The organism is Vibrio sp. Scap24 (assembly GCF_013394185.1).
GTDB classification, from domain to species: domain Bacteria; phylum Pseudomonadota; class Gammaproteobacteria; order Enterobacterales; family Vibrionaceae; genus Vibrio; species Vibrio pomeroyi.
The window spans coordinates 803,991-829,704 of record NZ_CP041333.1 but is presented as its reverse complement, the minus strand read 5'-3'; the positions used below and the strand labels follow the sequence as shown (position 1 = coordinate 829,704).

General features: G+C 44.5%; 23 protein-coding genes and 1 pseudogene. 9 read left to right on the top strand and 15 right to left on the bottom strand.

Features of this window, described 5'->3' with window-relative positions; all coding sequences use genetic code 11:
• Positions 1–163: 163 nt before the first annotated feature.
• The 6 genes from FLM53_RS19280 to FLM53_RS19255 form a co-directional block, all read right to left on the bottom strand.
• Positions 164–364: a hypothetical protein gene (locus FLM53_RS19280; RefSeq protein ID WP_176679805.1), complete on the bottom strand. Its 201-nt coding sequence runs from the start codon at positions 362–364 to the stop codon at positions 164–166.
• Between the two features lie 88 nt (positions 365–452).
• Positions 453–920 carry a GNAT family N-acetyltransferase gene (locus FLM53_RS19275; RefSeq protein WP_176679806.1) on the bottom strand — a complete coding sequence of 156 codons (468 nt, stop codon included), beginning with the start codon at positions 918–920 and terminating at the stop codon, positions 453–455.
• 82 nt (positions 921–1,002) lie between these two features.
• The gene (locus tag FLM53_RS19270) at positions 1,003–1,221 is read right to left on the bottom strand and encodes a hypothetical protein (RefSeq protein WP_017632721.1); all 219 of its coding nucleotides are present in this window, start codon (positions 1,219–1,221) and stop codon (positions 1,003–1,005) included.
• Positions 1,222–1,288: 67 nt separating this feature from the next.
• Positions 1,289–1,603 carry a cupin domain-containing protein gene (locus FLM53_RS19265; RefSeq protein ID WP_176679807.1) on the bottom strand — a complete coding sequence of 105 codons (315 nt, stop codon included), beginning with the start codon at positions 1,601–1,603 and terminating at the stop codon, positions 1,289–1,291.
• A 67-nt stretch (positions 1,604–1,670) separates the two neighbouring features.
• Positions 1,671–2,174 carry a YgjV family protein gene (locus FLM53_RS19260; protein ID WP_176679808.1) on the bottom strand — a complete coding sequence of 168 codons (504 nt, stop codon included), beginning with the start codon at positions 2,172–2,174 and terminating at the stop codon, positions 1,671–1,673.
• Positions 2,175–2,277: 103 nt separating this feature from the next.
• On the bottom strand, positions 2,278–3,108 hold the full coding sequence (locus FLM53_RS19255; protein ID WP_176679809.1) for a PhzF family phenazine biosynthesis protein: 831 nt from the start codon (positions 3,106–3,108) through the stop codon (positions 2,278–2,280).
• A 393-nt stretch (positions 3,109–3,501) separates the two neighbouring features.
• Between FLM53_RS19255 and FLM53_RS19250 the strand changes: the two genes are divergently transcribed.
• Positions 3,502–4,533: a PotD/PotF family extracellular solute-binding protein gene (locus FLM53_RS19250; protein ID WP_176679810.1), complete on the top strand. Its 1,032-nt coding sequence runs from the start codon at positions 3,502–3,504 to the stop codon at positions 4,531–4,533.
• Positions 4,534–4,536: 3 nt separating this feature from the next.
• Positions 4,537–6,969: a bifunctional diguanylate cyclase/phosphodiesterase gene (locus FLM53_RS19245; RefSeq protein ID WP_176679811.1), complete on the top strand. Its 2,433-nt coding sequence runs from the start codon at positions 4,537–4,539 to the stop codon at positions 6,967–6,969.
• Between the two features lie 350 nt (positions 6,970–7,319).
• On the opposite strand, the gene FLM53_RS19240 is transcribed toward FLM53_RS19245, so the two are convergent.
• Together FLM53_RS19240 and FLM53_RS19235 are read right to left on the bottom strand one after the other, a co-directional pair.
• Complete coding sequence (locus tag FLM53_RS19240; RefSeq protein ID WP_176679812.1) at positions 7,320–8,345, bottom strand: diguanylate cyclase domain-containing protein; 1,026 nt, start codon at positions 8,343–8,345, stop codon at positions 7,320–7,322.
• Positions 8,346–8,354: 9 nt separating this feature from the next.
• Positions 8,355–8,810: a hypothetical protein gene (locus tag FLM53_RS19235; protein ID WP_176679813.1), complete on the bottom strand. Its 456-nt coding sequence runs from the start codon at positions 8,808–8,810 to the stop codon at positions 8,355–8,357.
• A gap of 435 nt (positions 8,811–9,245) precedes the next feature.
• On the opposite strand from FLM53_RS19235, the gene FLM53_RS19230 reads away from it, so the two are divergent.
• The 6 genes from FLM53_RS19230 (at position 9,246) to FLM53_RS19205 (ending at position 14,777) form a co-directional block, all read left to right on the top strand.
• Complete coding sequence (locus FLM53_RS19230) at positions 9,246–9,632, top strand: cytochrome c (protein ID WP_176679814.1); 387 nt, start codon at positions 9,246–9,248, stop codon at positions 9,630–9,632.
• Positions 9,633–9,675: 43 nt separating this feature from the next.
• Positions 9,676–11,100, top strand: a complete 1,425-nt coding sequence (gene ccoN, locus FLM53_RS19225; RefSeq protein ID WP_055319468.1) for a cytochrome-c oxidase, cbb3-type subunit I — start codon at positions 9,676–9,678, stop codon at positions 11,098–11,100.
• Positions 11,101–11,715 carry a cbb3-type cytochrome c oxidase subunit II gene (locus FLM53_RS19220; RefSeq protein ID WP_176679815.1) on the top strand — a complete coding sequence of 205 codons (615 nt, stop codon included), beginning with the start codon at positions 11,101–11,103 and terminating at the stop codon, positions 11,713–11,715.
• Positions 11,712–13,868, top strand: coding sequence for a c-type cytochrome (locus FLM53_RS19215; protein ID WP_176679816.1), 2,157 nt, complete (start codon positions 11,712–11,714; stop codon positions 13,866–13,868). Before FLM53_RS19220 ends, FLM53_RS19215 begins: the two co-directional genes overlap by 4 nt.
• A 234-nt stretch (positions 13,869–14,102) precedes the next feature.
• Entirely contained in the window at positions 14,103–14,330 is a 228-nt protein-coding gene (locus tag FLM53_RS19210) for a PAS factor family protein (protein ID WP_004730426.1), read from the top strand.
• 264 nt (positions 14,331–14,594) lie between these two features.
• Positions 14,595–14,777 carry a hypothetical protein gene (locus FLM53_RS19205; RefSeq protein WP_004730424.1) on the top strand — a complete coding sequence of 61 codons (183 nt, stop codon included), beginning with the start codon at positions 14,595–14,597 and terminating at the stop codon, positions 14,775–14,777.
• A gap of 156 nt (positions 14,778–14,933) precedes the next feature.
• Here the strand turns inward: FLM53_RS19205 and FLM53_RS19200 are convergent, their stop codons facing one another.
• From FLM53_RS19200 to FLM53_RS19170, 7 genes and pseudogenes are all read right to left on the bottom strand, one after another.
• Complete coding sequence (locus FLM53_RS19200) at positions 14,934–16,226, bottom strand: alpha/beta fold hydrolase (protein WP_176679817.1); 1,293 nt, start codon at positions 16,224–16,226, stop codon at positions 14,934–14,936.
• Between the two features lie 398 nt (positions 16,227–16,624).
• A complete protein-coding gene (locus FLM53_RS19195; protein ID WP_176679818.1) occupies positions 16,625–17,362 on the bottom strand; it encodes a DUF3726 domain-containing protein in 738 nt (245 codons plus the stop codon).
• Positions 17,359–19,163 (bottom strand): annotated as a pseudogene (locus FLM53_RS19190) (hypothetical protein). The gene FLM53_RS19195 and the pseudogene FLM53_RS19190 overlap by 4 nt, the downstream one beginning before the upstream one ends.
• Before the next feature lie 220 nt (positions 19,164–19,383).
• Positions 19,384–20,979: a BCCT family transporter gene (locus FLM53_RS19185; protein ID WP_176679820.1), complete on the bottom strand. Its 1,596-nt coding sequence runs from the start codon at positions 20,977–20,979 to the stop codon at positions 19,384–19,386.
• Between the two features lie 231 nt (positions 20,980–21,210).
• Entirely contained in the window at positions 21,211–22,206 is a 996-nt protein-coding gene (locus tag FLM53_RS19180) for a membrane dipeptidase (protein WP_176679821.1), read from the bottom strand.
• Positions 22,207–22,415: 209 nt separating this feature from the next.
• Positions 22,416–23,876, bottom strand: coding sequence for an aldehyde dehydrogenase family protein (locus FLM53_RS19175; RefSeq protein WP_061017242.1), 1,461 nt, complete (start codon positions 23,874–23,876; stop codon positions 22,416–22,418).
• A gap of 198 nt (positions 23,877–24,074) precedes the next feature.
• Positions 24,075–24,473: a RidA family protein gene (locus FLM53_RS19170; protein ID WP_004741170.1), complete on the bottom strand. Its 399-nt coding sequence runs from the start codon at positions 24,471–24,473 to the stop codon at positions 24,075–24,077.
• Between the two features lie 157 nt (positions 24,474–24,630).
• Between FLM53_RS19170 and FLM53_RS19165 the strand changes: the two genes are divergently transcribed.
• Entirely contained in the window at positions 24,631–25,515 is an 885-nt protein-coding gene (locus FLM53_RS19165) for a LysR family transcriptional regulator (protein WP_017632750.1), read from the top strand.
• The last annotated feature ends 199 nt before the right edge of the window (positions 25,516–25,714 follow it).

Sequence of the window (25,714 nt, the reverse complement as noted above, 5' to 3'; positions counted from 1 at the left end):
ACTATATGCAACCCGGGAAAAGTTCTTAAGAACATGGTAAAAAAGCCACCCAAAAATGTCACAAATTTGAGAATCATGAGAAATAAAAACTGGTCATTGACGTCAGTTATTTCTTTGGTTTTTCAAAGCCTTTGGTTAATGCTTCAGGACGAGCTGTATTCGCTTACTGATAGGAATCGGAGACATCTTTCTCTTCTCGACTGATACACAGCAAATACAGATTGATAACGACAGAAAAGAAAGAAATAACGACGACAAAGATCGGGAATAACCCTTCAAAGCCGAACTTCAAGGCCAATACCCCTGCCGCCAATGAGAGAGAGGAAATTAAGACGAGGATCTTATTACTAAGTACAATATTCATGAGCCACACTCCATGTAGTCTTATTAGTTTAGACCAATAAAGATGCACACAACTCGAAGTCGCCGACACTATTCATGGTTAGCTCAGGCTATTGAACCACTCTCTCCATCACGTAATTCGTCAGTTTTACGCCTCGCATATCGACTTCTTGCTCGTTCACAACCTTGAAGCCAAGATGTTCATAGAAAGGTCTGGCGGTAATACTTACCTCTGAGAAGTATCGAGAAACACCACGCACTCTGCCGACTGAAAATACGTGCTCCATCAAAGCTCTTCCTACGCCTTTGCCTTGATATTCATAATGACAGAAAAAATGGTCAATCAGTCCACTCGGTTGAAGGTCAGTATACCCAACCACTCGTCCGTCTAACTCGGCCACAAAGGGCTGTATACGGCGAAGGCATTTCTCCCACAGTTCCGAATCAAAGTCACTTGGTGCCCAAGCCTCAACTTGTTCTTGAGAGTAATCGCGAACGTTAATGTTACGAACGGTATGAAAATAGATCTCCCATAGCGCTTTGCTATCACTTGGTTGGTAATTTCTGATTCTAACCACGACATACTCCTCTCATGTCTTTAGTGTTTTAAATGCATTTACCTATCAAACTAAACTGGTTATTCATAAGCGAATATCGAGGCTATACCACTCTTGTCACTGATGGATATTTTTCAGAGGCAAACTCATGGTAAATATCCGCCAAATAACGCGCGAGCTCTTCCTCAGCTAAGTCCGATGGGATCACCACATCATAAACTCGAGAGCGTATCGACGTATCTGATTCACGATAAAGTAACCACTCTTCGCCTTTCCGTTGTATCGACATACTTTGATGGAAGACCTGAAATTTTAAAAACATGCGTGTTCCTTTGCCCAAAAAGCTACATAGCTAGACAGCTAAATAGATTACTGCCTACGTTCACTAACTAACGATAAAATACAGCTAGCCAGATGGTAACGGCGTCTTTGTCGGTTCCTTGAACCTTATGCTTTTCTCTTGCAGCGATATTGATGTAATCACCTTTAGACAAGGTAACAACACGTCCATCTTCAAACTCAATCACGCCTTGCCCTTCGATCACCATCACCCACTCATGTTCATCTTGGTCATACCAACCTTCCTCTGGGGAGCTGTGTCCATGTGACAGAATGCGCTCAATTCGAACATTGTCATTACGAATGAGATCTGTGAACACCTCATTGGGTAACGATGAAGGGATATCAGCGTGGATATTGGACATCGAGCTCTCCTAATTCTTGAATCATTGTCATACGGTAGACTTTATTGCGTTACAGCAAGCTCAAGCCTTAAGCTATCGCATTCTTTTTGAAGTAAAAACGGTAATAGCCGACCAGGTTACTGCAAATAAACAGCGCTTCCATCACCACCGCCGTTGGAGAACAAACCAGATAGTTATGGATCAACCAAAAGCTGGTTCCGATGATCATTAGCTCTCTTAATCGACGGTCATCCTTATTAAACGCAGCAAAGGTTTGAAACACAGAAGCAAAGCAACTCAGTATGCTGGTCAGCCCAGAGTATGTGACTGCTGTCGCCACCACAGACATCGAACAGAACAAATACTTAAACTTGGACGAGGTAGAAAACACACTCGTCAAATAACGAATCGTGGCAATCGTCATTAAGCTTGCCGCCGTCCATTGCTCCAATAGAATAAAGTGACTTGAAATTAGCACGCCTGCAAAGAACAAACACGTGACGATTTTCTTCCTTTCTTTGAACTGGAATGACAGAAGATCGAAGCAAATCGCATTGGCGACTAAGACTTGAGATAGATAAAACGCTGACACAGTGATTCCTTCAATAATAACTTACGCCCTAGCCGTTTAATTCAATCATCAATAATCGAACGAACGCACTTGATGAGCTGAAACAGATACAGCCAATAACGCCTTAAACTTTTAACGCACCACTGATCACAGTCGTAGCAGAGCCAATTAACTTTATGCGTCCGTTATCTAATAGTTCAGTCGACATGTGGCCACCACGGCGTGATGCCTGATAGGCACTGAAACTGCGTTTGTTTAACTTCTCAGCCCAATGCTGCGTGAGTGCGCAATGCGCTGAGCCAGTAACAGGGTCCTCATTAACGCCCACCCAAGGTGCAAAGTAACGAGAAACAAAGTCGAGCTCAGGGTTCGACGACAGTGCCGTCACTACAACACCTCGCCCCTTCATACCTTTCAAAGCATCAAAGTTGGGTACAAGCGCCAACAACACGTGTTCGTCAGTCACTTCGATTAACTGCTTAGAATCAAACTCTCTAAACGAAACCACTTGATCCAGTGATAAGCCAAGATGCTCTAACAATCTGAGATTGGATTCAGAATTCGAAGATAGCTGGTTCGAAGATAGCTCGTTCGAAGATAACTGAGTGCTAGGGAAATCAAGCTCAATAGACGATTCACCAACTGTGGCAGATAACTCTCCAGACAGGGGGCTAAACGCTACACTGTCACCTGCTTTTACCAAGCCCTGCTCTTTCATTACATGGACAGTCGCTAAGGTGCCGTGCCCACACAGCTTCACTTCCACTTCAGGCGTAAACCACTTAAGTGTCATGCTGTTAAGCGCAAGAAAAGCCGTTTCTGAAACCGCCATCTCTTCTGCAATCGAAAACATTAATGACTCATCCAGTAGCTCTGGAGAAATACAAACCCCAGCGGGGTTTCCTTTGAACGCTTGAGTTGTAAATGAATCTACTTGGTATATCTCTAAATCCACAATGATTCCTTGTGCCGACATGACTTATATATTGTTCACCACAATAAGCACAAATACTCTGTGCCACAAGTCATTAGCCGTGACTTTATCGATACTTTTCAACAAAGAACAGAATACTAAACAAATAGTTATAGAACACCTTATGGTTAAAAAGAAAGACAATGAACCAGAGATAAGCTTGAGAAGCATACCAAATGACAATCGCTATCTAACTCTCTGTACTGAATGAATAAATCTTGGGTTATGCCTCTTTTATCTCTTAGTCTCAAAGATGAACACCAGTGATTCGCATGCAATGCATTAGGTTGTACTAAAATAAGAAGCGTAAATTTGAAGCATGTCGCAATTTTTGGGCTACGATTTAGTTAAGCAAGACAGGAAAGGAATCCGTCAGTGAAAGCATTTTATGTTTCAGTTCTAGCGTCATCATCCTTTTTAGCTAGCACCGCCTACAGCCAACAGAATGAAATCTATCTCTACAACTGGGATGAGTTTCTGTCTGACAGTGTGATTGAGAAACTCAACGATACCTATGGGATTTCTCTCAAGCAGCAATATTTTTCTGACGAGTCCATTCGCGATGAAGTGTTATTGAGTGAACGACGAGGTGCGTTTGAATTAGTTGTCATTGAAAGTATGAAACTGAAAGCGCTGGCTAAGCAGAACTTATTCCACAACCTGAGCGACTTACAGCAATCCCTTTCAAGCAACTTTGACTCAAGATGGGTGGACGGATGTGGCGAATATGGCATCCCCTACGCTTGGGGGACATCCGGCATCTTATACCGAAGCGGAAAAGTTGAGACGCCCAAGTCTTGGGGCGCCCTTTTAGACCCTGAAACCAAAACCAGCGGGCGAATCAGCATGTATTATGAACCCACGGATTTGGTGAGTGCTGCGCTGCTGATGAATCAATTTGAGCCATTTACCAACAACGAACAAGAACTCCGAGTCGCTTACAAAACGCTACAAGCACAGAAGCCTCACCTTGAAAGTAATGAATACGTTGTTGATTATATTCGTCACCCCGAACACTTAGCCAACATAGACCTCGCCTACGGGTACTCTGGCGACAGCTACATACTGAATGACATCGACCCTGATCCAACATGGGCTTACATCGTTCCTGAAGAAGGGACAACGTTGTGGCTAGAGTGTATTGCGGCAATCAACAACGGTGAATTATCTCAACAAGCCACCACGATTTTATCTTTCTTATCACAGCCTGAAATCGCCGCTCAAAACGCCATGGATTCTTGGTTTGCGACACCCAACTCAAAAGCAAGAGCGCTCACTTCTCAAGAATATCAAAACGATCCTGAGCTTTTTCCTAGCCAAGAGGTATTAGAACGCAGTTATCTATATCAGCCACTTGAACTCAATAGTATTCAAATTCGTAACCGTATCGTCGATAGTTTGAGATAGTCAATGCCAGTACTCAAGAAGCTCTATTTTGTACTCACTCCTACGCTATTGCTGGTATTCGCAATAGGTGGTTTGATTACCTATAATCTAGCCTCCAACCACACGAAACACATGTACTTAGATGAAGTTCAGTCCGATGTGAACACCGCTCTAGTGGCCGCTGAGTACGAACAACTTGGCCTATCTTTACTCGTAAAAGATATTGGTTCGTCACTACAGTTCTTGAGATATATTCAAAACCCTGGTGACTACACCACTCTATCTCTATTAGAGAAAAGAGTGCTTCGAGTCTTAAACCAAAGTCACGTTAATCAATTTGGTCAACGTAACATCTATGTCGTTGATCCCAAGTTCCAATTAACGCTATCTACTTTAAGAGCGGACCCTTTCGAAGGATTAAAGATTCCCGACAACATCTATGAAAAAGTTTTCGATATTTATACCTCATTAATCAATAAAAATGAGCTGTCTCATGAAGGTTTCTCTTATCTATCTGTAAGTGGTGAGCTTAGGTATGCTTACGTTACCGCCATCGACCCTTACTTAGTTCCTCAAGACAAGCGCGCAAATGACAGTTTGAATCGTTATATATTGATCGCAGACGGCCCGTTAAAACAGTTATCGACTTTACTCGCCAAATACAACGATGATGACAATATGCAGCTTCTAATTGAGCCGTCATCGAATACTGACCACATTGAAAACACACAATTCATTATTAAGTCTTTTGAGCAAGGCAAAGATAACATCGAAGTTGAGATGAACAGCCGTCACTTCCTTGCCCAGGTTAATATCCGCGAAAAAAAATTCAATCAAGAAAAAGCCCTCATCGCTCAACAAACCTTGTTTGGTTGCTTGACGACTTTGTTCATCATCATGCTCATCGTTCACATGGTCATACGCTACCAATTAGTTCGCCCACTCAAAGACTTGTTACACGAGATCTCCATTGGTGGGCTCAAACTTAGATATTTCAAACGTTCATCCGGACAAAGTGAAATTGACGGACTGAAGAACGCCTATATTGATTCATTGACGGAATTGAAATTCGAAGCCGAATTTGATCAATTAACCAAATTAGCCAATAGACGCTCGTTCATTCGACATCTTGATGTTCGTTTAAAAAGCTCTATGAGCCCACACTGCTACCTAGTCTGTTGGGATATTATCGACTTCCGTAAAATCAATGATTTATATGGCGCAAAAGTCGGTGATAACGTTTTGGTAAGTCTAGCTAGAGCATTAAGAGAAACGTTGCAAAACCAACAATCCTCTTTCGGCTTTAGTTGCAGTGACTATTCTTTAGCAAGGCTGGGAGGAAATCAGTTCATCGCCATCTTAGAAATAGGCGAGCATCAATCAATAAATGAAGAGATTGAGAACATTAACAACACCCTCACGGGGACGACTTTCCTCGATTACTATGGATTTAGGCTTTCAATAGCTACTGGCGTTCTCCCCGTAGACACCCCGAAATTTGAAGAGATATGGCACCGATGTATTGATGAGATGTTGATTAATGCTAAGGATCATAGTGACGGCGAGAGCCGAATTGTTTACGGCGAAGAGTTGCTTCACTCACTTGAAAGGCATGATGTTATCGAAAAAAGGCTATTGGAGTGCTGTGAGAGTGACAACTTTGAACTTCGTTTTATGCCCATCTTCAACGCTCAAACACTGCATATCGACGGCGCGGAGTGTCTGATTCGATGCCCTGCTCTATTTGATATCAAAGCAGGACCAGATGAGTTCATTCCAGTCGCGGAGAAGAGCAATTTAATCTCCAAACTCGACATGTGGGTCATTAGCACCGCAATCAAAAGCTATAAAGAGCTCTCAGAGATTCACAACTACAAAGGTACATTATCCATCAACATATCAGCAATGGAACTCTATAATCGCAACTTTGCTGACAATATTCGAAAAGTGATCGAGCGTTATAAAGTACCGCCTGGCAACATCATCATCGAAATTACTGAAACCAGCTATGTAAAAAGTACCAAATTGACTGTACAGACAATCGAGAGCATCAGAAGCTTAGGTTTAAAAGTTTCCCTCGACGACTTTGGTACGGGTTATACAGCATTTAACCAATTGCTTCATTACCCTGTCGACGAACTTAAAATTGATAAGAGCTTTATCGACAATATCGTCGACGATAAAGCTGACCGCAAGATGGTCGAATCCATGGTTAACTTAGGACACTCTTGTAACACCTTCGTTGTTGGGGAAGGTGTCGAAACTCTTGAACAATATCATCACCTTCGAAAGGCCAACTGCGACCTCATTCAAGGTTATTTCTTTAGCCAACCGTTAACTTACATTGAGTTTATTGAGTTTGTCCGTGACCATGATCCACAAGCTATTCTAGACCAGCAAGCGCTTTTAGAACCAAGCTCTAACGAAAGGATTGTGGCACTTAATCACAAAAAATAGTCATGTTTCGGTAAGCTCGGCGACTTAACAACCATGGTCAAATCTCTGATCCATCATCATCTGAATAAACCTCCTGCAATAAGCACAGACTCACCGAAACGCTTCAACTAACAGTAGCTACAGACAAGCCCAAACAAACAAACAAACAAATGAAGCCCCTCCTGGCTCATAAACCTACATATTAATGAAAGTAGTTAGCGAGTAAGTCAGTAAATAAGCTAATGGATCTATTGGAGCTAATAAACTTAGCTTGATCTGCTTCATTAAGGCTTTTACGTAGGAATACAGGTGCCAATAAGATGAGGTATCAGTAGGGAGGGATAAAAACGAGACTAAGCCATATAAGAAGCTTAGCCTTGCATCGAGGTCAGTAACTCCATCATATCTTTGGAGCTTATGTTTTTCTTGTGCCTTACTACAGCGTCGATCATCAATTCTAGGTTACCAGCTGAGATGTAGTCACTGAGAACATCATTAAATTTCTCCTGAATTTCATCACTGGCGTACAAATGGTCAGGAATAAAAAATAAGAACTGGCTTCCACTGCTGCGAAATGAAATCGTGCTTTCTGGTATCTTAGCGGTCAGAGACTTAGCTGCCGAACTCACGACAAGATCGCCGTATTCAAGGCCATATTTTTGATTAATTTCAGTAAGGTTTCTGATTCGGACAAAATAGAGATCAAAATTGTTGTCCTTCGGGTAGCTATTTTTCACAAATTTCATCAATGAGATTCGATTGCGAAACCCTGTAATAAAATCCGTAGTGTAGAGTTTTCTTTTAATAGAGTAATCCACATAGAAAATCCCCCCTGTCATCAGCAAGATAACAACTAGAAAAACGCTACTGATTCGGTGGACGGTAACTAGGTTATCCACCATCGAAGTGTTTTCCTCAATTACAGGGCTTTGCAACCGAAATTTATCGTTAATAAAATCTACGAGTGTGTGATAGCAAATATCGACCTTTTTCTGCAATGACGCCTGGGGTAATAATCCCTCACTGACTAATTTTATCGAGGGTTCCAAGCTCTTAAACTTATCAAACTCCGAAGTAAAATAAGGCTTAAAGTTTGCTGACTTAATGAAGTTCGAAGATTCTGTGCTGTTAATCAATATATCAAAACGGCTCCACGTAATATCGTACGCTAGCCATAACTCATCATAATCGATCGTTACAGAACGACTTACCATCAAGAAATTGGCATATTCTTTTACCAACTGGAAAACGAACCAAGTCGCTTCATTTTGTCGAGTCGAAAAGCTTTTGTTGATATCGTTAATACGTGTGACACTGTATATATTAACGGTGAGCACCACCGCAGCCACAGATAACACGACGATTTTAATGGCAGTCAGCGACAACAGCTTTTTCATGCTATGCCCCTATAAGTGAATATCGCGTATCTGCCAGATCATCTTGGCGTGGAAGTCTGTGTTATCAATGTCTGGACGAGTCGACAATGGGTAGATCAACCAATACGGTCCCTTCTCTCTCACCGACATAAACTCACCATCTTGTTTGATCGCAATGATCGGTTGGTAATCGTAAAAATCTTCTTTGGGCACAGCAATTTTATAGTCATTCAATGCGACAAAAGTTACCTGAGAGGCAATAGGTAAATCCATTGTTTCAAGCACCGTTTGCAACGTCACTCCGCTATATACGAGCTCCCCATCCACCCAAGGTAATGATGTAGTAATTTCTTTCTGAGGAAGTTGTAACAGCTGATCTCGACTTATCTGGTGCTTCTGACCTAAGTGGTCAAATACAGTGAGTTGCGATGCGGCGAAAATAGAAGATGAACACAATGAAAGTATAAATAACAGTACAGTTCTCATTTTAAACTCCGTTTTAAAAAGGCCACTAACCTGAGTCTAGTCCATATTAGCCATTTGACTTGCTTAGATATTACCTAATTTTTAAATCGTGCAACTCAATCCAGTTCAAATAACATTTCAACCTTGTAATACAGCGTGAAAACAACCTATGTTTCTTCCCAAATATTCATTGCTTAACATTTATGCCGTAGAAATCTCTGTTTTTAAACATCTTGAGTAATCCAATACAGCCACTGAATACGTAGTGACCAATAAAATTAACAATAAAAATGAGTCTGCAAGTAGCGAGAATGCCTGTCGCTGCATAACCTTTAATCGAACGTAAGCAGTTTTGAGCGCCTTCTAAACTGGTATCTATCGTTTTTAGAGTCCACTAGCTTACATACGTAGCGCTCAAAAAAAAGTTTACTCACTTCATAATCAAGGGAATCGATAATGAGTTTAAATAAGCGAAGATTTAACCCCATGACGGCACTTTCTACCTTAGTAATGACGCTGGTCATGTTTCCTGTTTCTGCTGAAGTTAACAAAGAGCAATTCGAATTGGGTAAGCAGAAAGCCAAGGTGTGTATGACTTGTCATGGCATTGATGGTATTTCAACACAAGACCCCTACCCGAACCTTCGCGGTCAAAAAGTGGGTTACCTGATCTCTTCACTGAAAGATTATCAGACACGTGAAAGAACCAGTGGCTTGGCGATTCTCATGCAGCAGCAGGCCGACACGCTTTCAGACCAAGATATCCGTGATATTTCCTATTTCTATTCAATGCTGGGCAACGACTCAAGCTCGCTCGGCGATTCAAACGAAGTCAGCGATTAAAATTAAGTCAGCGGTTCAAAACCTCTAGGCAAGGAGCCTTGTTATGGAACAAGTGACAACGCAATACAGCATTAAGGTCGTGAAGTACTTCATCGTCGCATCCTTAGTGTGGGCGATTGTAGGTATGATCATCGGCGTGATTCTCGCCGCGCAACTATATTGGCCAGTCTTAAACTTCGATTCCCAATATTTCCAATTTGGTCGACTGCGCCCGCTACATACCTCTGGTGTGATATACGGCTTCGTCGTGAATATTTTAATGGGTACTTCTTTGTACATAGCCCAGCGAACGGGCCATTGTGACCTATTCAACAAAAGCCTTTCATGGATGGTATTTTGGGGCTGGCAATTCATTCTTTTACTTGCGGTCATTTCCCTACCCGCAGGCCACACCACCTCAAAAGAGTATGCAGAGCTTGAATGGCCAATCGACTTAATGATTGTGCTGGTTTGGGTGCTTTATGCGGTGTTGTTCTTTGGCACGCTTGCCAAGCGGAAGGTCAGCCATATCTTCGTGGCAAACTGGTTCTTTGCTGCTTTCATCATCGTCGTTGCCATGATTTTCATCGTCAACAACCTTGCGATACCAGTGCTAGCGATGAAGTCCTACTCTGTATTTGCAGGCGCTCAAGATGCGATTGTTCAGTGGTGGTGGGGACACAATGCCGTCGGTTTCCTACTGACCGCGGGTATCATTGGTATGAATTACTATTTCATACCCAAAGCGGCGGATCGACCTATCTATTCGTACCGCTTGTCTGTGATCCACTTCTGGGGCTTGGTCGGCTTCTACACATGGGCCGGGACACACCATCTCGTTTACTCTTCCGTTCCCATCTGGATTCAGAACATCGGAATCGTGATGTCATTGATCCTATGGCTCCCTTCTTGGGCTGGTGCGTTCAATAGCGCAATGACCCTTCTACAAAACAAAGAAAAGCTGAAGTCTGACTACATTCTTTTATTCTTTTTCTCAGCGATTCTTTACTACTGTTTGGCGACATTCGAAGGCCCGCTGCTTGCCATTCGCTGGTTCAACATGGTGGCACACAACACCGAATGGATTATCGGTCACGTACATTCCGCAGCACTAGGATGGGTTGGGATGTCAGGGATAGCCGTCTTTTACTACTTCATTCCACGCTTATGGGGCCAAACCGATCTTTGGTCACCACGACTGATTAAGTGGCACTTCTGGCTCGCCCATGCCGGCGTCGCTCTCTATGCGATAGCACTTTGGGTCGCAGGCATCGGTGAAGGTTATATGTGGCTCGCTCAAAATGAAAACGGCGAACTGATTTACAGTTTTGTAGAGGCAATGGACTTCAAAGCACCTTGGTTGTTCTTACGATTCTTTGGTGGCGCGCTGTTCGTCCTCGGATTGTTCTTAATGGCGTTCAACTTGTACAAAACGGTTCGTATGCCCGCCGTACACGACGCTAAACACACCGTTAATGAGGGGGCTTAAATGATGAGTAAAGACTTTACACATTCAATCGTCATTTTGATTTTGACTACCGTTGTTGTCGCCTCCTTCTCTTTATTGGTTTGGGTAGTGCCAAGTATCGTCCGTGGAGATGATATAGCCGAAGGCAGCTTAGCCATGCCACTCACACCTATTGAGTTAGCAGGGCGAGATATATACATCAGCGAAGGCTGCCATGTTTGTCACACTCAAATGGTTCGTCCTCTAGAGCCAGAGGTGAAACGTAATGGCCGCCCGAATAAAGAAGCGGATGATATCTATGAGTTTCCTAACTTGTGGGGTTCAAAACGTACCGGGCCAGACTTAACAAACTTAGGTCGAAAATATTCCGACCAGTGGCATGTCATTCACCTCGTGAACCCGCGCAGAGTTGTGCCTACCTCTATCATGCCCTCTTACCCGTGGCTATTTGAGCAAACGCTTACTGGGGATGATATCAGCGCCAAAATGGAAGCCTTACGTACGTTAGGCGTGCCTTATACCGACAAAGAGATTGGCGATGCGAGATTGCAAATAAGAGGTAAAACCAAAGGTGAAGCGCTAATTCGTTACCTGCAAAGCCTTGGTAAAGATACGTCACAGGAGGTATCACAATGAGCACTTTTTGGAATTTATGGGCGGTACTATTAACCTTAATATTCTTTGTTCTGATGGTATCGGTTGTCGTTAAATACTGGCGAAGCAATCACAAGGCCGATCATGACCATACCATTGGTACCTTTGATGGCATTGAAGAGAAAGACGCACCGCCACCTAAACTGCTGTTTGTCAGTTATGCGGTCGCTTTCTTACTCTCTGCTGGCTACTTGGTGCTCTACCCTGGACTTGGTGAATGGGAAGGCTTGGTCGATTGGGAGCAGAGCGACGATAAGCTCAGTTCACCGTCCACCACTCTCAATGAGCAATTTGCACAAACCACTGAAACCACGCTAGAGGGGTTGGCTGCTATTCCTGAGATCGTTAACAGCGGTCAGATTTTGTTCCAAACGCACTGTGCAGCGTGTCACCGAGACAATGCACAAGGCCAGAAACACTTCCCTAACCTTATCGACCAAGACTGGCTATACGGCGGCAGTGATGAAGCTGTAATCCATTCCATTGCCAAAGGGCGAAATGGTGCAATGCCGGGTTGGAGCGAAATCATGCGACCTGATGAAGTGGCGAAGGTTTCCTACTATCTAGCGTCTCTTAACCAGCGTCACACCGATGTGCCAGAGGTTAAAGTCGAACTCGGTAAGACCTTATTCGTTAAATATTGTTCGTCTTGTCACGCCGATGGTACAGTCGCCAACCCTGCGATTGGGGTACCCGACCTTTCCGATGATACTTGGCTCCACGGAGGCAGTATTGAAGAGATTCAACACACCATCAATTATGGTTTGAACAATCTTATGCCCGCATTTGATAGCCAACTGACCAAAAACGAGATACTCGCACTCGGCGCCTACATTCGACATGCAGGTGAAGTTGAACAGCAAAAACTGGCCAGCCTTAAAGCAGAATCTGTTGAACGCGGAGAATACTTAGCGCATGCCGGTGACTGTGTAGCTTGTCACAGTGCGGAAGGTGGCGAACCCTTCGCTGGCGGCTTGCCGTTCGTGACCCCCTTCGGCACCGTGTATTCAACCAATATTACGCCTCACACTACCGAAGGTATCGGGACCTATGACTTTGATGATTTCAGAGCCGCGTTAGTGGAAGGTAAAGGTAAGGACGGTTACTTGTACCCTGCAATGCCCTACACCTCATACCAATACCTAACCGATCAAGACATGGTCGATTTATGGGAATATATGCAGTCGATTACCGCTGTACCTCGTCGCAATGACGACAACAGCATGATGTTCCCATCGAACATTCGTCTAGGGCTACTTGGCTGGAATATTGTGTTCATGGACACCGACCCGGTCGATTATCAAGTCCCTGAAGAACTCACAGACAAGGTCGACAACGTTGAGAAATGGCAACAAGGTAAATATTGGGTAGCGGGTCTTGGTCACTGTTCTGAGTGCCACACACCACGAAATATTGCCCAAGCTCTGATACCAGAACGTATTTTCCAAGGTAACTTGATTGATGGTTGGAATGCGCCTGATATCACAGCCAATGAGCTTTATATCGATGGTTGGGATGAAGCAACACTCACAGACTTCTTACACACAGGTCACTCAGACAAAGGCACCGCTTTTGCAGGGATGGCAGATGTAGTGAAAAACAGCCTGAGTTTGATGACTCGTGAAGATATCGAGTCGATGTCCTACTACTTGCTGAGCGGTGATATCAACAACACCATTAGCAGTGACGCCGTACCGTTGCAGCCTAAAGGGTTTGATGAAGAGTCTTACGCGGCTGAAATCTACACCACTTATCGCCAAACGTGTGGAGCATGTCATGGAGACGACGGTAAAGGACGCGACCCTATCGCCCCTACTCTGTTGAATAACGGCATCATCATGCACAGTGACCCATTCAACACCATTGCAGTAACGGTTCGCGGTCTACAACCCACCTATCTCGACAAGGATAGAAACTTCATGCCAATGGCAAGCTTTGAAGATGTTCTATCGGATCAGAGACTAGCTGAGTTGATCACCTTCGTGCGATTGCACCTTGGAGACAGGCAAGAGCCGGTAACTGCAGAGCATGTTCGTGAAGTAAGAGAGACGCTTGAAGCCGCTGGTTATGCAGGTGGCTTACACACCACACCAGATATGTATGACCGCAGAGATAACACCATCAACATCCGATAGCTTTAGCTGATAGCTGACACATCATTTAGACAGTGAATTGCAATAAACCAAAGGAGGCCAATGTGCCTCCTTTCTTTTTCGAGCGTCATTTCCACCCTTGCTCATACAACACAATTATAACTAACTGATTACACAATTAAGCAGATCTGCACATAATGCGATCAATCTCGCAGAACAAAGATGACACCAAGTGCATAATGTGCAAAATTTTTCAAAGATGTACGAAGGACAGATATGGATACAACTACACTCATCTACGATACGTTGGAAGGCCTGTCGAGCGCAAAGCCACAGCAACACGCTCAAATCCGCCAAAATCTATATAACCAATTAGATTTATCATTTGAGAAGCAGTTGGCTTTGTATTCATCCGTTCTTGGTCCAGCAAGTGCTGGTAGATTGACCGATTTGGATAGTGCAGTCATGTCTGCACGCAAGATTGTTGGTTTAGAAAACAGCTAATCTAGCTTCAACCTATCTCCATTTTAACGCTGCCATTGTGCAGCGTTTTTTTGTGCACGCTATTTACGATAAGTACGGCTATTGACGATAAATACAGCTGTTTGCGATAAGCATGACTCTTTACGATAAGTGCAAGTTACTGCAATTTTCAAGTTGCTCGCATTCTCATTTGGTTAATCTTATGTTCCATTTTTAACAGGTGTGTAACCTCAATAATGGCGCTAATGTTAGTAGCACGTTAACCACACATCGGATGGAAGAATCATGAGAGTACTTATTGAATATACACAGACAGGCAAATATCGTGACCATGCGTGGGAAGCACTAACGATTCGTTCAAAAGGCGAAATTCAAGCTGTGACTCCCTCTTATGCGGCTCAGCTTATCGAACAGAACCGCGCCAGCTTATCGACCACTGAAAATCAAGATATCGTCATCCAACCTTAATGGCTTCAAGGGCTACCCCTCCTAGTTCCTTAAATCGAATAGTTCGATGACATAAAAAAAACGCTGCACGGATGCAGCGTTTTCTTGTTTCTGGCTTACCTTATTTCTAACGTAGATAGCTTCTAACGCATCTTGTTTCTAGCGCAAAGAGTTTAATTACTTTGGCAGATTTTCCAACGCTTCAACCATCGTCATCAATTTATCGACAATTCTCTCGCCGTCTACTCGCAAGCCATTGTGTTCATATTCATTGGTGATCCACGCTTTCGAGTTAGGAATGTTCGCCAGTGTTTCACGGCTGTAATCCAACTCAACGTACATGTCATCGGCGTAAACTGCACACGCCATTGGCACTGTATTCTTGCTCAACTGCTCTGCGTTGTACAAAGTGCCCCAGTCCGATTTTTCAGCCAACATGTTCGCTGCTTCACGCAGTGGCTTCAGCGTTTCTAGTTGGTCGAACATCCATGGATAAACCATTTCACCAGTAAACCAGAACTCACTGCCCGATTGGTAGTTGAAGTGCGGGTACTGCTCACGCACTCGGTGTGCCGACCAGTTAGACGCTGTGCCTTGGCAGTAAATCGATTCATGCAGAATCGCGTAGATAGGATTCGTTAGGTAGCCCTGCTCTTGCTGCATTTGATTTAGGAAACTGTAGCTCAGCTGCTTGTTACCGTTTACTTCAACAAACGCACTTTCTAGTGTGAAGTACATAGGAAGGTTTGCTTCACCGCCGCCAAGATTAATACCAATCAATTGGAACTGTTCAACTGTAAATACTTGACCATTTGGCAGTCTCACATCGTTGTTAAGCAGGTAATCAGAGATCTCACGACACATAGCTTGCGCTTGTGGGAACTGAGCAAAGAAGGCTCTGTTTTTGTCTTCTACACGCTTATAGGTCGCACGATAAACATCGTCAGCTTCGCGCTCAATAGACGGAATACCGCCCGTGACATAACAGCGTTGTAAGCTTTGTGGGAACAGCGACAAGTAGCTCAATGTGCAGAAGCCACCAAAGCTCTGGCCAATCGTCGACCATTGCTTAACACCGAACTGCTCACGAATCGCTTCCGCGTCACGTACGATGTTGTCTGCTCTGAAATGCGTTAGATATTCAGCTTGTTGTTCAGGAGACAAATGAGCCAAGGTTTCATGGCTGATCACAGTGCTGTTGCCTGTACCACGTTGGTCAAGAAGCAGAACACGATAGTTTTGCAATGCACGCTTTAGCCAACCTGATTGACCACTCACTCGTGGCGACGGGAAGCCCGGCCCACCCTGAAAGTAGATCAACCACGGCAGTTCTTGCGCATCTTTAGCGAGATCAACCAGCTCACGTGCGAAGACTTGGATCTGTTGTCCATCTTTTGCTTGGTAATCCAGTGGCAACTCAAAAGAGTGCTGACGATACAGGGTGGTTCCATCAATAAAGTTAGCTTGCACGCTTCATTCCTTTTTTATCTGATTCTAATGTCATCGGTACGAATAAAAACGGCGCCCGTTGGCACCTTTAGCTAGCAAGATACGCATAGTGGCTTGTAAAAGAAACCGTTTGTTTAACATGAATGTGAAGGTGCTTCATCTAATTGCTTAATTTACCTTCAACGCGTAACAACTTGTGTCAAAACAGAGAGTTTAAGGTGTAACCAATTGAGAGGAAGAATAAAAGTGCGGCACAAATAAAAAGAGCTTAACGAGGTGAGGATACGTTAAGCTCTTTGGTTTTATCTATTGTAGGTGATGCTTATAGGTTCAATAAGCTCAGGTTTTATCGGCTCAGTTTCTATAAGCCAAAGATCTATAAACTAATACTCTATAAACTTAGTTTCTATAACTTATAGCTAGGAAGCTTCTAGCTCACCTGCACCTTGAATTGAACGTTGGCTGTTTTCAACAAGGATAGCCGTCGCTGTTTCTTTCAACGCGCCCCACTCTCCATCGTCAACTTCAATGCCCTCGTTCCACGCCTTCTCTTGAGTTTTAAAAAGCGCTTCCGATTCAATGTGTGTTTGGTAGCCATCTGACAAACGTTCGATATCGAAATCCTGGACGGAAAGCTCGATGGTCATATTGTGGATATGATCGTCCGATGCCAGAGGCAAATCTGATAAAAACAGTTCTGGTGCAACGCAACCACGGTTAAGCACATACAAAGTGCTCTTAGGGTTGGAGCCGTTGTCCCAACGTGCAGTACACGCGATGCCTTTCGCGGCCAGTTTCACAAGCTCGCTGTACGCTAGCCAGCGGTTATGACAGTTGTTGAGCTCAATTTTCAACGTCTTTCTGCCAACCATTTTTTCAATCGCATAATCCATCACCACTGGAAGGTGACACGCCAAACTTGCCTTATGAAGGTCAACTTCAACCGTGTTGTCACTAAGCACTTGAATGTCCACTGGGCAATCGTCTTCTAGCCCAATGAAGTTGCTCGCGTTGTTAAAATGACGAACACCATCCAACCCCACCATTTGTAAATCTGCCACCATGTTCGCTATCACATCGGCTTCACCACATGTACGACGCATACCCAGAAAGGCTTTATTGACGGCGGCTACCAGTTCATTGTGAGAAACGATCATAACGATTTACCTCCATGTTGAGCGTTGATATGTGTAGTAGCTTTTTGTGAGTCAGCGAGCTCCGCTTCACTTGGTAAGACTGGGAACACCCATTCGTCCTGATGAATTTCATCAAGCAATGGCGCACCTTGGAAAAACGTCACTCGTACCCAACGGTCTGAGCGAGGATCAAACTTAGTCGCACCAAACATCGCAAGCTTGCAACGCAGTAAGTGCATTGGTGGTGAATCTTGGTGCAGCACATTCATTTGAATGTCACCCATCGCCTTGTTACCTAGCGTCCACACACGACGAGCTATCGCACGGTGCTGTGGCTGCTTGACAAGGAACTCAGCCAATGAAAGCTCTGGCGCGAATTGCAATAAAGCATGGTATAAACGGTAAGCTTGACGGCCTATATCCAACGGCAGTTCACGTTCTTCACCTAGCTCCTCGCCTCGCACTCCGAGCCTTGGCTCTTCTTTGTCTTGAGAGCGATACCAGAACCAGTAGTTGTTCTCTGCTTTGGTAAAATCAGTCGTGATCGCCCAACGGTACTTTTCTTCTAATACAACAAGAAGGTCTTGAATCTTTTTACCACTTGGAAGCGACAGTGTTTCGCTGCAATTCATTTGCTCTTGATGGGCGTCCACTAATTCTGGGTACAATTCCATCAAGCATGAGATAAGGATTTCTTGGGCTTCCATACTCATGTGCTTAGATTGTTCAACTAACTGCGCCCATGTATCACATTGGCTGACAGACTCTTCTAGCGATTGCTCTGCGTGTTTCAACTCATCCACAGCGGCTTTGTTCAGCTCTTGCTGGTTTTCATTGATGGTAACGACTTGTTCTAAATGACAAATCGCTTTTTTAACTAATGTACGTAGGGGCTCAATCAATGCCGTATCCGTGTGATTAGCTAACACGTCAGCTAATGCATGTTCACGGGTTGTCATCCATTGATCGACAATACTTGGGTGGTTAATCAGATATGGCGCCATGCCTAAACCTGTGGCATTACCCACACCTAGGTAGCGTTGTAAGCCTCTGTGCAAGGTAATCGCTTGTTCACCGCCTTGTTGCTCCGCTAGGTAATGAACCCAATCTAGGCTGAACTCACGCAACATATAAACAGCACACATTTGAGCACTGAACGACTGATTAAAATCTGGGTTCTTTTCCAAGATTTTAAAGTCAGCAATACCAAATTTACCATTACCATAAACCGCAGTGGTTCGTAGGATGTAGCCAACTTCCGCTAGCTCTTTTGGCGTTGGTTGAACACCTTTAGCCAAGTGACTAACAATATGTTCAAACACACGTACACTTTTGTTGGCACGTGCTAAAACAAGCACATTGTTAGGGTTACGGCCTGCTTCTTGTAGCGGTACATTCGCACGAAGTCTCTCAAGTAGGGTGACATCAACATCACCAAGAACAAGAGCAAACGTTACGTCCCACTTTTCAGCAATTACACGGTCATTTCGTTCGTCGTCTGCAATCTCATCGCAGAAAACAACCAAATGATAAACATGCTCTGGCGTCTCTAGCTTATAGATAACATGACCAAAACCTTGAGCGTCTAGTTGCCACTCATGCTTAGTCACTTTCCATTGCTGTTGCGCCATTTTACGAATCAGAGTTCTTACGAAGCTGATGCGTGTTTGGTGCATAGCACCCAGTCTTTCCGGTGCCATGACGACCGTTGCGTCACGTAGTGCTGATTCAGTGTAGGTAGAACGATGTGCATCCATTTTGCTCACCACCTTTGTAGTTATAAGGGTTTTGCTAGCCATTCAGAACCGATCGTTGCCGTCATTTGAAGCATTGTTGCGACAGTATGTTGGTTAGCTTTCACGTTTGTTGAGGCAAGCGAACTCGCCCCTTATTATTTGTCCTGACTAGGTCTCTTCACCTAAATAGTTGCCGTCCGATGTATCTTCATCAGTACGGTTTTTGCTCTTCCTTTCGGAGTTTTGCGTCAGCCTTCTTACGAAGGCTGATTTGTTGCTTGTTAATATCTTTAAAGTGCTGTCTATTTATAAACCTTGGTCTTTTGCCATCTTGATTGCGATTTGAGGCGCATTCCAAAGTGATGGCAGCAAGATTAAGGACACCGGTACCGCTGTGATAACAATGAAGGATTGCAGCGCTGAAATACCGCCAGAACCTAGGGAAATCAGAATTAACGCTGTTACCCCCATCATTACACCCCAGAAGGTACGAATAATTGCATTTGGCTCTGTCTCACCACTGATCACTACACTGATGGTATAAGTCATTGAGTCACCGGTCGTTACGATGAAGATCGTGGTTAAGATCAAGAACAAGATAGATATAAGCATCGGCAACGGTAGCTGCTGCGTTACCGCCAGTAGCGCGCCAGGTAAGTTAAAGCCTTCAAACGCTTTACTTACGCTGCCTGGATCTGCGATTTCGAACGCAAGGCCAGAGCCACCAACAATCGTGAACCAGAAGCAAGTAACAAACGGTGCAATCAGGCTAATGGTTGATACCAATTGGCGAATACTACGGCCACGTGAGATACGAGCGATGAAGATTGCCATCATTGGGCCGTAACCTAGGAACCAACCCCAGAAGAATACGGTCCACCAGCTCAACCAACCTTCGTCACCACGGTAAGTCGCCATTGGGATGAAGTTATCAATCATGCTGCCTACACCTTGAATGTAGCCATTGAAGATGAAGTTTGTTGGGCCGAAGATCAGGATGTATACCATCAATGCCATTGCCAAAATTACGTTGTAACGGCTTAGCATTTGCATTCCGCGGTTAAGACCACTTAATGCCGATAATGTGTATAGAACGATAGCGAACAGGATGATGATCAGCTGCGTTGTGAATCCATCTGGAATATCAAACAGTGCGTTCAGTGCGTAGCTCACTTGCAAGCCTAAGAAGCCGATAGGACCAATGGTACCCGCCGCTACTGCGACAATACAACATGCATCAATCAGAGCGCCTGTGTGACCTTTCAGTGCTCGTTCACCTAAAACTGGGTAAAGCAGAATACGGGGTTTAAGCGGTAAGCCTTTGTCGTAGTGAAGGTGCATAACCACGATAGACGTTAAGCTGCCCACAATCGCCCATGCTAGGAAACCCCAGTGCATGAAGGATTGCGATAATGCATTCACCGCGCCTTGCTGTGCGTTTTCTTGTGCGCCGTACAATGGTGGTGGGCTAACGTAGTGAGCGATAGGCTCTGCTGCTGCCCAAAACACACCGCCACCCGCCAGTAGCGTACAGAAGATGATCGCCATCCAACGGAAGCCGTCCATTTCAGGTTTAGCGATGCCACCTAGGATAACCTTGCCTGTTCGCCCTGCCGCAAGGCCAAGACCAATAAGAAAAGTCAGAAGAAGAAGCATTTGCCAGTAAGGACCGAATACTTTTACAGACCATGCAAAGCCCGTATTTACTAGGCTTGATAACAGCTCGCCATCAAATAGAGCAAGTGCCACGAACAGAGCGATAAAACCGCCGCTGTACCACAGTGCTGGATTGGATAGTCCTAATTTGTCTGACGTAGACTCAGACTCGTTTGTGTTGCTTGCTGTGTGTGTTTGACCCGCATTTAAGCTAGAAGATTTCACGCTATTGGTTAAATCAGACATACTCTGACTCCAGAGGTTTCTTTGCAGCTGTCATTTGAATGATGACTACAAGGGTGTATTTAACACCTGCCCTATTGTTTTTGTGTTGGGCAGGCTAATCCATGTTTGGGTTACCGCGTTGCGAAATAGACCGTTGTTCCTTTTGAATAGTGAATTTGATTGAAGCAGTACTCGCTAAGTGAACGTGTTTAGAAGACTGCTCATTAGATGCTTATTAGTAAGAAGCGCAGCTTAACTTTGGCTTTGAGGCTCTAGGCCATCTTTCAAGAAGTTAAACCAGTTTTCTCCCAAGACTTGCCCAGCTTCAGACTCGCTGAAACCATGACGCATCAATCCGTTATATATGTTTTCCATACCCGCACTACCACAGAACCAAGGCAATGCATCTGGCCAACCTGAGTTGTTCGCAGAGCCTTCGCCGTAGTCCATTGCTTTAGACCAACGACCATTTCTCATCCATTCAAGAACGGCTTGAGGTTGGTTTAAGCATAGGTCACTACCAATACCGAGGTGCTCTACGCCGACCATGTCAGCCGTAGTCGCAACCATCTGGCAGAAGTCTTCCAAGGTACATTGGCTGCCGTTTGGTAAATGGAATGGGTATAAGCTGAATCCGATTAAGCCGCCGCGTGCGGTTAGGGCTTTAATCACATCGTTTGATTTGTTTCGTAGTGCATCATGAGCAAACGTTGGGTTCGCATGGCTGATACAAATAGGACGAGAAGACAAGTCGATTGCTTCAAGTGTTGAGCGCTCGGCACTGTGAGACATATCGATGATCATGCCCACTCGGTTCATCTCTTCGATGGCTTGTTTACCAAAGCGAGTAATACCTGTGTCGTTCTTCTCGTAGCAACCTGTCGCTAGTAAGCTCTGGTTGTTGTACGTCAGTTGCATGATCAAAAGACCTTGCTTACGCATCACTTCGATAAGACCAATCTCATCGTCGATTGGGGAACAATTTTGAGCACCAAGGAAAATACCGACTTTACCAGTCGCTTTTGCAGTCTCTACATCAGCCATTGAGTGAATCGGCATGATAAGGTCTGCGTTCTGCTCGAATCTTAAGTTCCACTCTGCAAAGCGAGATAAGGTTTCACGAGCTGTCTCGTGGTAAACCGCGGTAGCGTGAACTGCTGTAATGCCGCTCGCCTTTAGTGTTTGGAAATATTCTCTGTTCCAATTGCAGTATTGCAATCCATCTATAACAATCCGTTGCTGGTACATAACCACTCCTATTGAAAGCTCAGTGTTCTAGCTCGGTTTTGAAAACACGCTCAAATAACATGTTTTCAAAAATGGGTTAAATCACTTATCTAAGTTCGTTTGCTGCTTTGGTTTGAATGTTGGCCTGACTCTGTGAATCAGGCCAATTCGATAGCTGGATAGCTAGAGACTTAATTCTCCAACAATCCAATTCTTATATAAAAAGTGGATTAGTAAGGACGCTGGTAAGCCGTCTTAACCACTGTGTAGAACTCTTTCGCGTATTGACCTTGCTCACGAGGACCGAAGCTAGACTCTTTACGGCCACCAAACGGTACGTGGTAATCCGTGCCTGCTGTTGGTAGGTTGACCATCACACAACCTGTTTGCGCTTGTTGCTTGAACATCGCGCTAGTACGTAGGCTTTGGGTAATGATGCCGCCCGTTAGACCGAAGCGAGTATCGTTAGTTGTCGCAATCGCTTCTTCTAAGTCAGCGACACGAATCACGCTTGCCATTGGTGCGAACACTTCTTCTTGGTTCACTTCCCAATCGTTTTTAGTGTTCAAGAACAGCGTTGGAGACATGTAGAAACCTTCGTGCTTCATGCTCAAGCGTTCACCACCAAATGCCAGCTCACCGCCGCTTTGACGTGCTTTCTCAACCCAACCTAGGTTTGCTTCAAGTTGGTTTCCGTCCACAACAGGACCCATGAACACGCCCTCTTCCAGTGCGTGACCTACTTTCAGCTCACTCATACGCTTAATCAGTGCTTCAACGTATTGGTCGTGAATGCTATCCATAACCACAAGGCGAGAAGACGCTGTACATTTTTGACCAGCACCCGAGAACGAACCTGCAATCGTTGCATCAACCGCAGTTTGGATATCAGCATCGTCTGCGATAACAAGTGCGTTCTTACTGCCCATTTCCAGTTGGCAACGAACGAAGTTTGGTGCGGTAGCAGCAGCAACCTTACGACCCGTATCAACAGAACCGGTAAAGCTCACACCGTTCACTTCTTTAGAGTTGATCAGTGCATCACCTACCGTTGAACCGCTACCTAGTACAAGGTTAAACGTACCTGCAGGGATACCTTGACGGTGGATGATCTCAGTGAGTGCAACCGCACTTGCTGGTGTTAGGTTTGCTGGTTTCCAGATAACGCTGTTACCGAAAGCCAACGCTGGAGCAATTTTCCAAGCAGCAGTTGCTGTCGGGAAGTTCCAAGGAGAGATGATGCCGATAACGCCTACCGCTTCACGAGTCACTTCAACAGAAACGCCTGGGCGTACTGAGTCCGCGTTGTCGCCAATTTGACGAAGCACTTCAGCCGCGAAGTATTGGAAGAACTGACCAGCACGGTAAATCTCACCACGACCTTCCGCAAAAGGCTTACCTTCTTCACGAGAAAGAAGCGTGCCTAGCTCATCACAACGTGCAATCAGCTCATCACCAATCGCTTGAAGAACCGCTTGCTTGCGTTCAATTGGCGTTTTTTCCCACTCTGGTTGAGCGTGCTTCGCCGCTGAAATCGCTTGTTGAACTTGTTCCGCACTTGCTTGTGCAAAGTTACCGATGTTTTCAGAAATATCTGATGGGTTAATGTTCGCTACGGTGCTTACACCCGCTTGCCATTCGCCGCCAATGTAAAGTGCGTTTTCTGCTTGAACATTCTGTAATTGAGTCATCATTCTGTCCTTGTAACGGTTAGGTTGCGATGAGTCTGGCAACCATCTGGTTAATTAATAAACTGTTAATATTCAGGTAATTAATTGCTAAAATAAGTCGTACATTTTGTATCTAAAGTGAACCCGATCGCTTGTATCAATAAACCGCTTTAATTCAAAAGAGTTTTGATCCGCAAAGAGCCTTAGTTCACAGTCGAATTATTCAGGTTGAGACGCCGATGCATAAACCACGAACTCGACCAGCATCTCTTCTCTTGCTAACCCTGCAACGACGACCGCTGCACGGTTTGGATAAGGTGCATTGAAGTATTCTCCGTATACGCTGTTTACCGTTTTTAGGTATTCACGGTCTGTCACGTAAATCAGAACTTGCAGCACAGAATCCATCGATTCGCCTGCACACTCCAACGTATGAACAAGGTTGTTAAAAGTCTGACGCGTTTGCGCTTCGATACCGCCTTCTACTACTGCGCCCGTTTCATCAATTGGAATCTGCGCGGTGTATAGAGTGCCGTTATTTACGATTGCCCACTCTAGTGGTGCTTTTGAAGCAAAAAGAGCGGTTTTTACTGGGTGTTTTTTAGTTTGTGCGTTCACGATTCCATCCAACTTTGTAACAACTATGTTTCAAGATGGTTAAATACTGCACCTTGACGACTGATAAATCTAACGGTAAATTTTGTGCATTTGATAAATAAAATCTATCACCTTTCAAAAAGTAAGGTATAGCAAGGGCTAGAGAAGGATCAGTGCCATGAGTATTAAGCTACAACAGTTAAAACATTTTGTTTTAGTGGTCGAAGAAGGCGGATTTCGAGCAGCATCTCACCGAGCAAATCGCTCGCAAGCGGCACTTTCTACATCGATAAAAGAGCTGGAAAAAATACTCGGCCAACCACTGTTTGAAACAGGCAACAAATCCACACTGACTCCTTTCGGAGAAATATGCCTTCCAAAAATCATTCAGTTTCTGAATGTTTACAAAGCATTAGACAATGACTTACGTGCAGCCGCGGCAGGACAACAAGGAAGAGTTCGAATAGCGAGCGTGCCATCGGTAGCAGCAAAATTAATACCTAGTGTTTTAGGGGCTTTTTGTGAACAGTACCCAAATGTAGAAGTGAGTTTGATTGATGATAATGCGGCTGGTGTGGAAGCAAGATTACTCTCTGGAGAAGTGGATGTTGCCCTCGGAAATAGCTCCCATTTAGAAGAAGAGAGCATCGATTTCACGCCGTTACTCTCCGATCCTATTGGTGTGGTCTGCCTCAGAGACAACCCTATCGCCTCTCAGTTAGAGGGAATCGAATGGCAAACTTTGTTAAAACAACCCTTCATTCGCAACGGGACGTGTACCCTACTTGACCCAACACCCGCACGAATGCTTAGCGAACAAGCGCTCTATTCCGTGGAGAACATCACTTCGCTGTTTTCTGTATTAGAACTTGGGATAGGCGTAACCACTCTGCCAAAGCTGGCCTTCCCAACCAATGAGACTCGCTTAGTGTGGATTCCGTTGATTGACCCGCCGTTACAGCGTCAGATCGGTATCTTTAGATTGTCCGACCGTACAATTTCGCCACAAGCTCAAGCCTTCCACGATTTGTGTATTCAATATCTGAGCTATGAAGAAGAGTAATAGAGGGAATGTAACTGTGTTCTCTTTCTTATAAAGCCGTTGATAGAGTCGCTGACAGACCCGTTAACAGAAGAACACATCAAGAAATTCCACCTCTAATCCCAACAATTTGACCTTATATTCAGAGCTTTTTGCCCTAACCTTCAGACTTTTCCAAGCCCTTCAGCTCTTTACATCCATGTTTAGGGCTGAATTACTC

Bases quoted from the DNA above. Each gene is read 5' to 3' on its own strand.
- FLM53_RS19280 (WP_176679805.1), bottom strand. From the start codon at position 364: ATGAATATTGTACTTAGTAATAAGATCCTCGTCTTAATTTCCTCTCTC.
- FLM53_RS19270 (WP_017632721.1), bottom strand. From the start codon at position 1,221: ATGTTTTTAAAATTTCAGGTCTTCCATCAAAGTATGTCGATACAACGG.
- FLM53_RS19265 (WP_176679807.1), bottom strand. From the start codon at position 1,603: ATGTCCAATATCCACGCTGATATCCCTTCATCGTTACCCAATGAGGTG.
- FLM53_RS19245 (WP_176679811.1), top strand. From the start codon at position 4,537: ATGCCAGTACTCAAGAAGCTCTATTTTGTACTCACTCCTACGCTATTG.
- FLM53_RS19240 (WP_176679812.1), bottom strand. From the start codon at position 8,345: ATGAAAAAGCTGTTGTCGCTGACTGCCATTAAAATCGTCGTGTTATCT.
- FLM53_RS19235 (WP_176679813.1), bottom strand. From the start codon at position 8,810: ATGAGAACTGTACTGTTATTTATACTTTCATTGTGTTCATCTTCTATT.
- FLM53_RS19230 (WP_176679814.1), top strand. From the start codon at position 9,246: ATGAGTTTAAATAAGCGAAGATTTAACCCCATGACGGCACTTTCTACC.
- ccoN (WP_055319468.1), top strand. From the start codon at position 9,676: ATGGAACAAGTGACAACGCAATACAGCATTAAGGTCGTGAAGTACTTC.
- FLM53_RS19220 (WP_176679815.1), top strand. From the start codon at position 11,101: ATGATGAGTAAAGACTTTACACATTCAATCGTCATTTTGATTTTGACT.
- FLM53_RS19215 (WP_176679816.1), top strand. From the start codon at position 11,712: ATGAGCACTTTTTGGAATTTATGGGCGGTACTATTAACCTTAATATTC.
- FLM53_RS19210 (WP_004730426.1), top strand. From the start codon at position 14,103: ATGGATACAACTACACTCATCTACGATACGTTGGAAGGCCTGTCGAGC.
- FLM53_RS19205 (WP_004730424.1), top strand. From the start codon at position 14,595: ATGAGAGTACTTATTGAATATACACAGACAGGCAAATATCGTGACCAT.
- FLM53_RS19195 (WP_176679818.1), bottom strand. From the start codon at position 17,362: ATGATCGTTTCTCACAATGAACTGGTAGCCGCCGTCAATAAAGCCTTT.
- FLM53_RS19185 (WP_176679820.1), bottom strand. From the start codon at position 20,979: ATGTCTGATTTAACCAATAGCGTGAAATCTTCTAGCTTAAATGCGGGT.
- FLM53_RS19180 (WP_176679821.1), bottom strand. From the start codon at position 22,206: ATGTACCAGCAACGGATTGTTATAGATGGATTGCAATACTGCAATTGG.
- FLM53_RS19175 (WP_061017242.1), bottom strand. From the start codon at position 23,876: ATGACTCAATTACAGAATGTTCAAGCAGAAAACGCACTTTACATTGGC.
- FLM53_RS19165 (WP_017632750.1), top strand. From the start codon at position 24,631: ATGAGTATTAAGCTACAACAGTTAAAACATTTTGTTTTAGTGGTCGAA.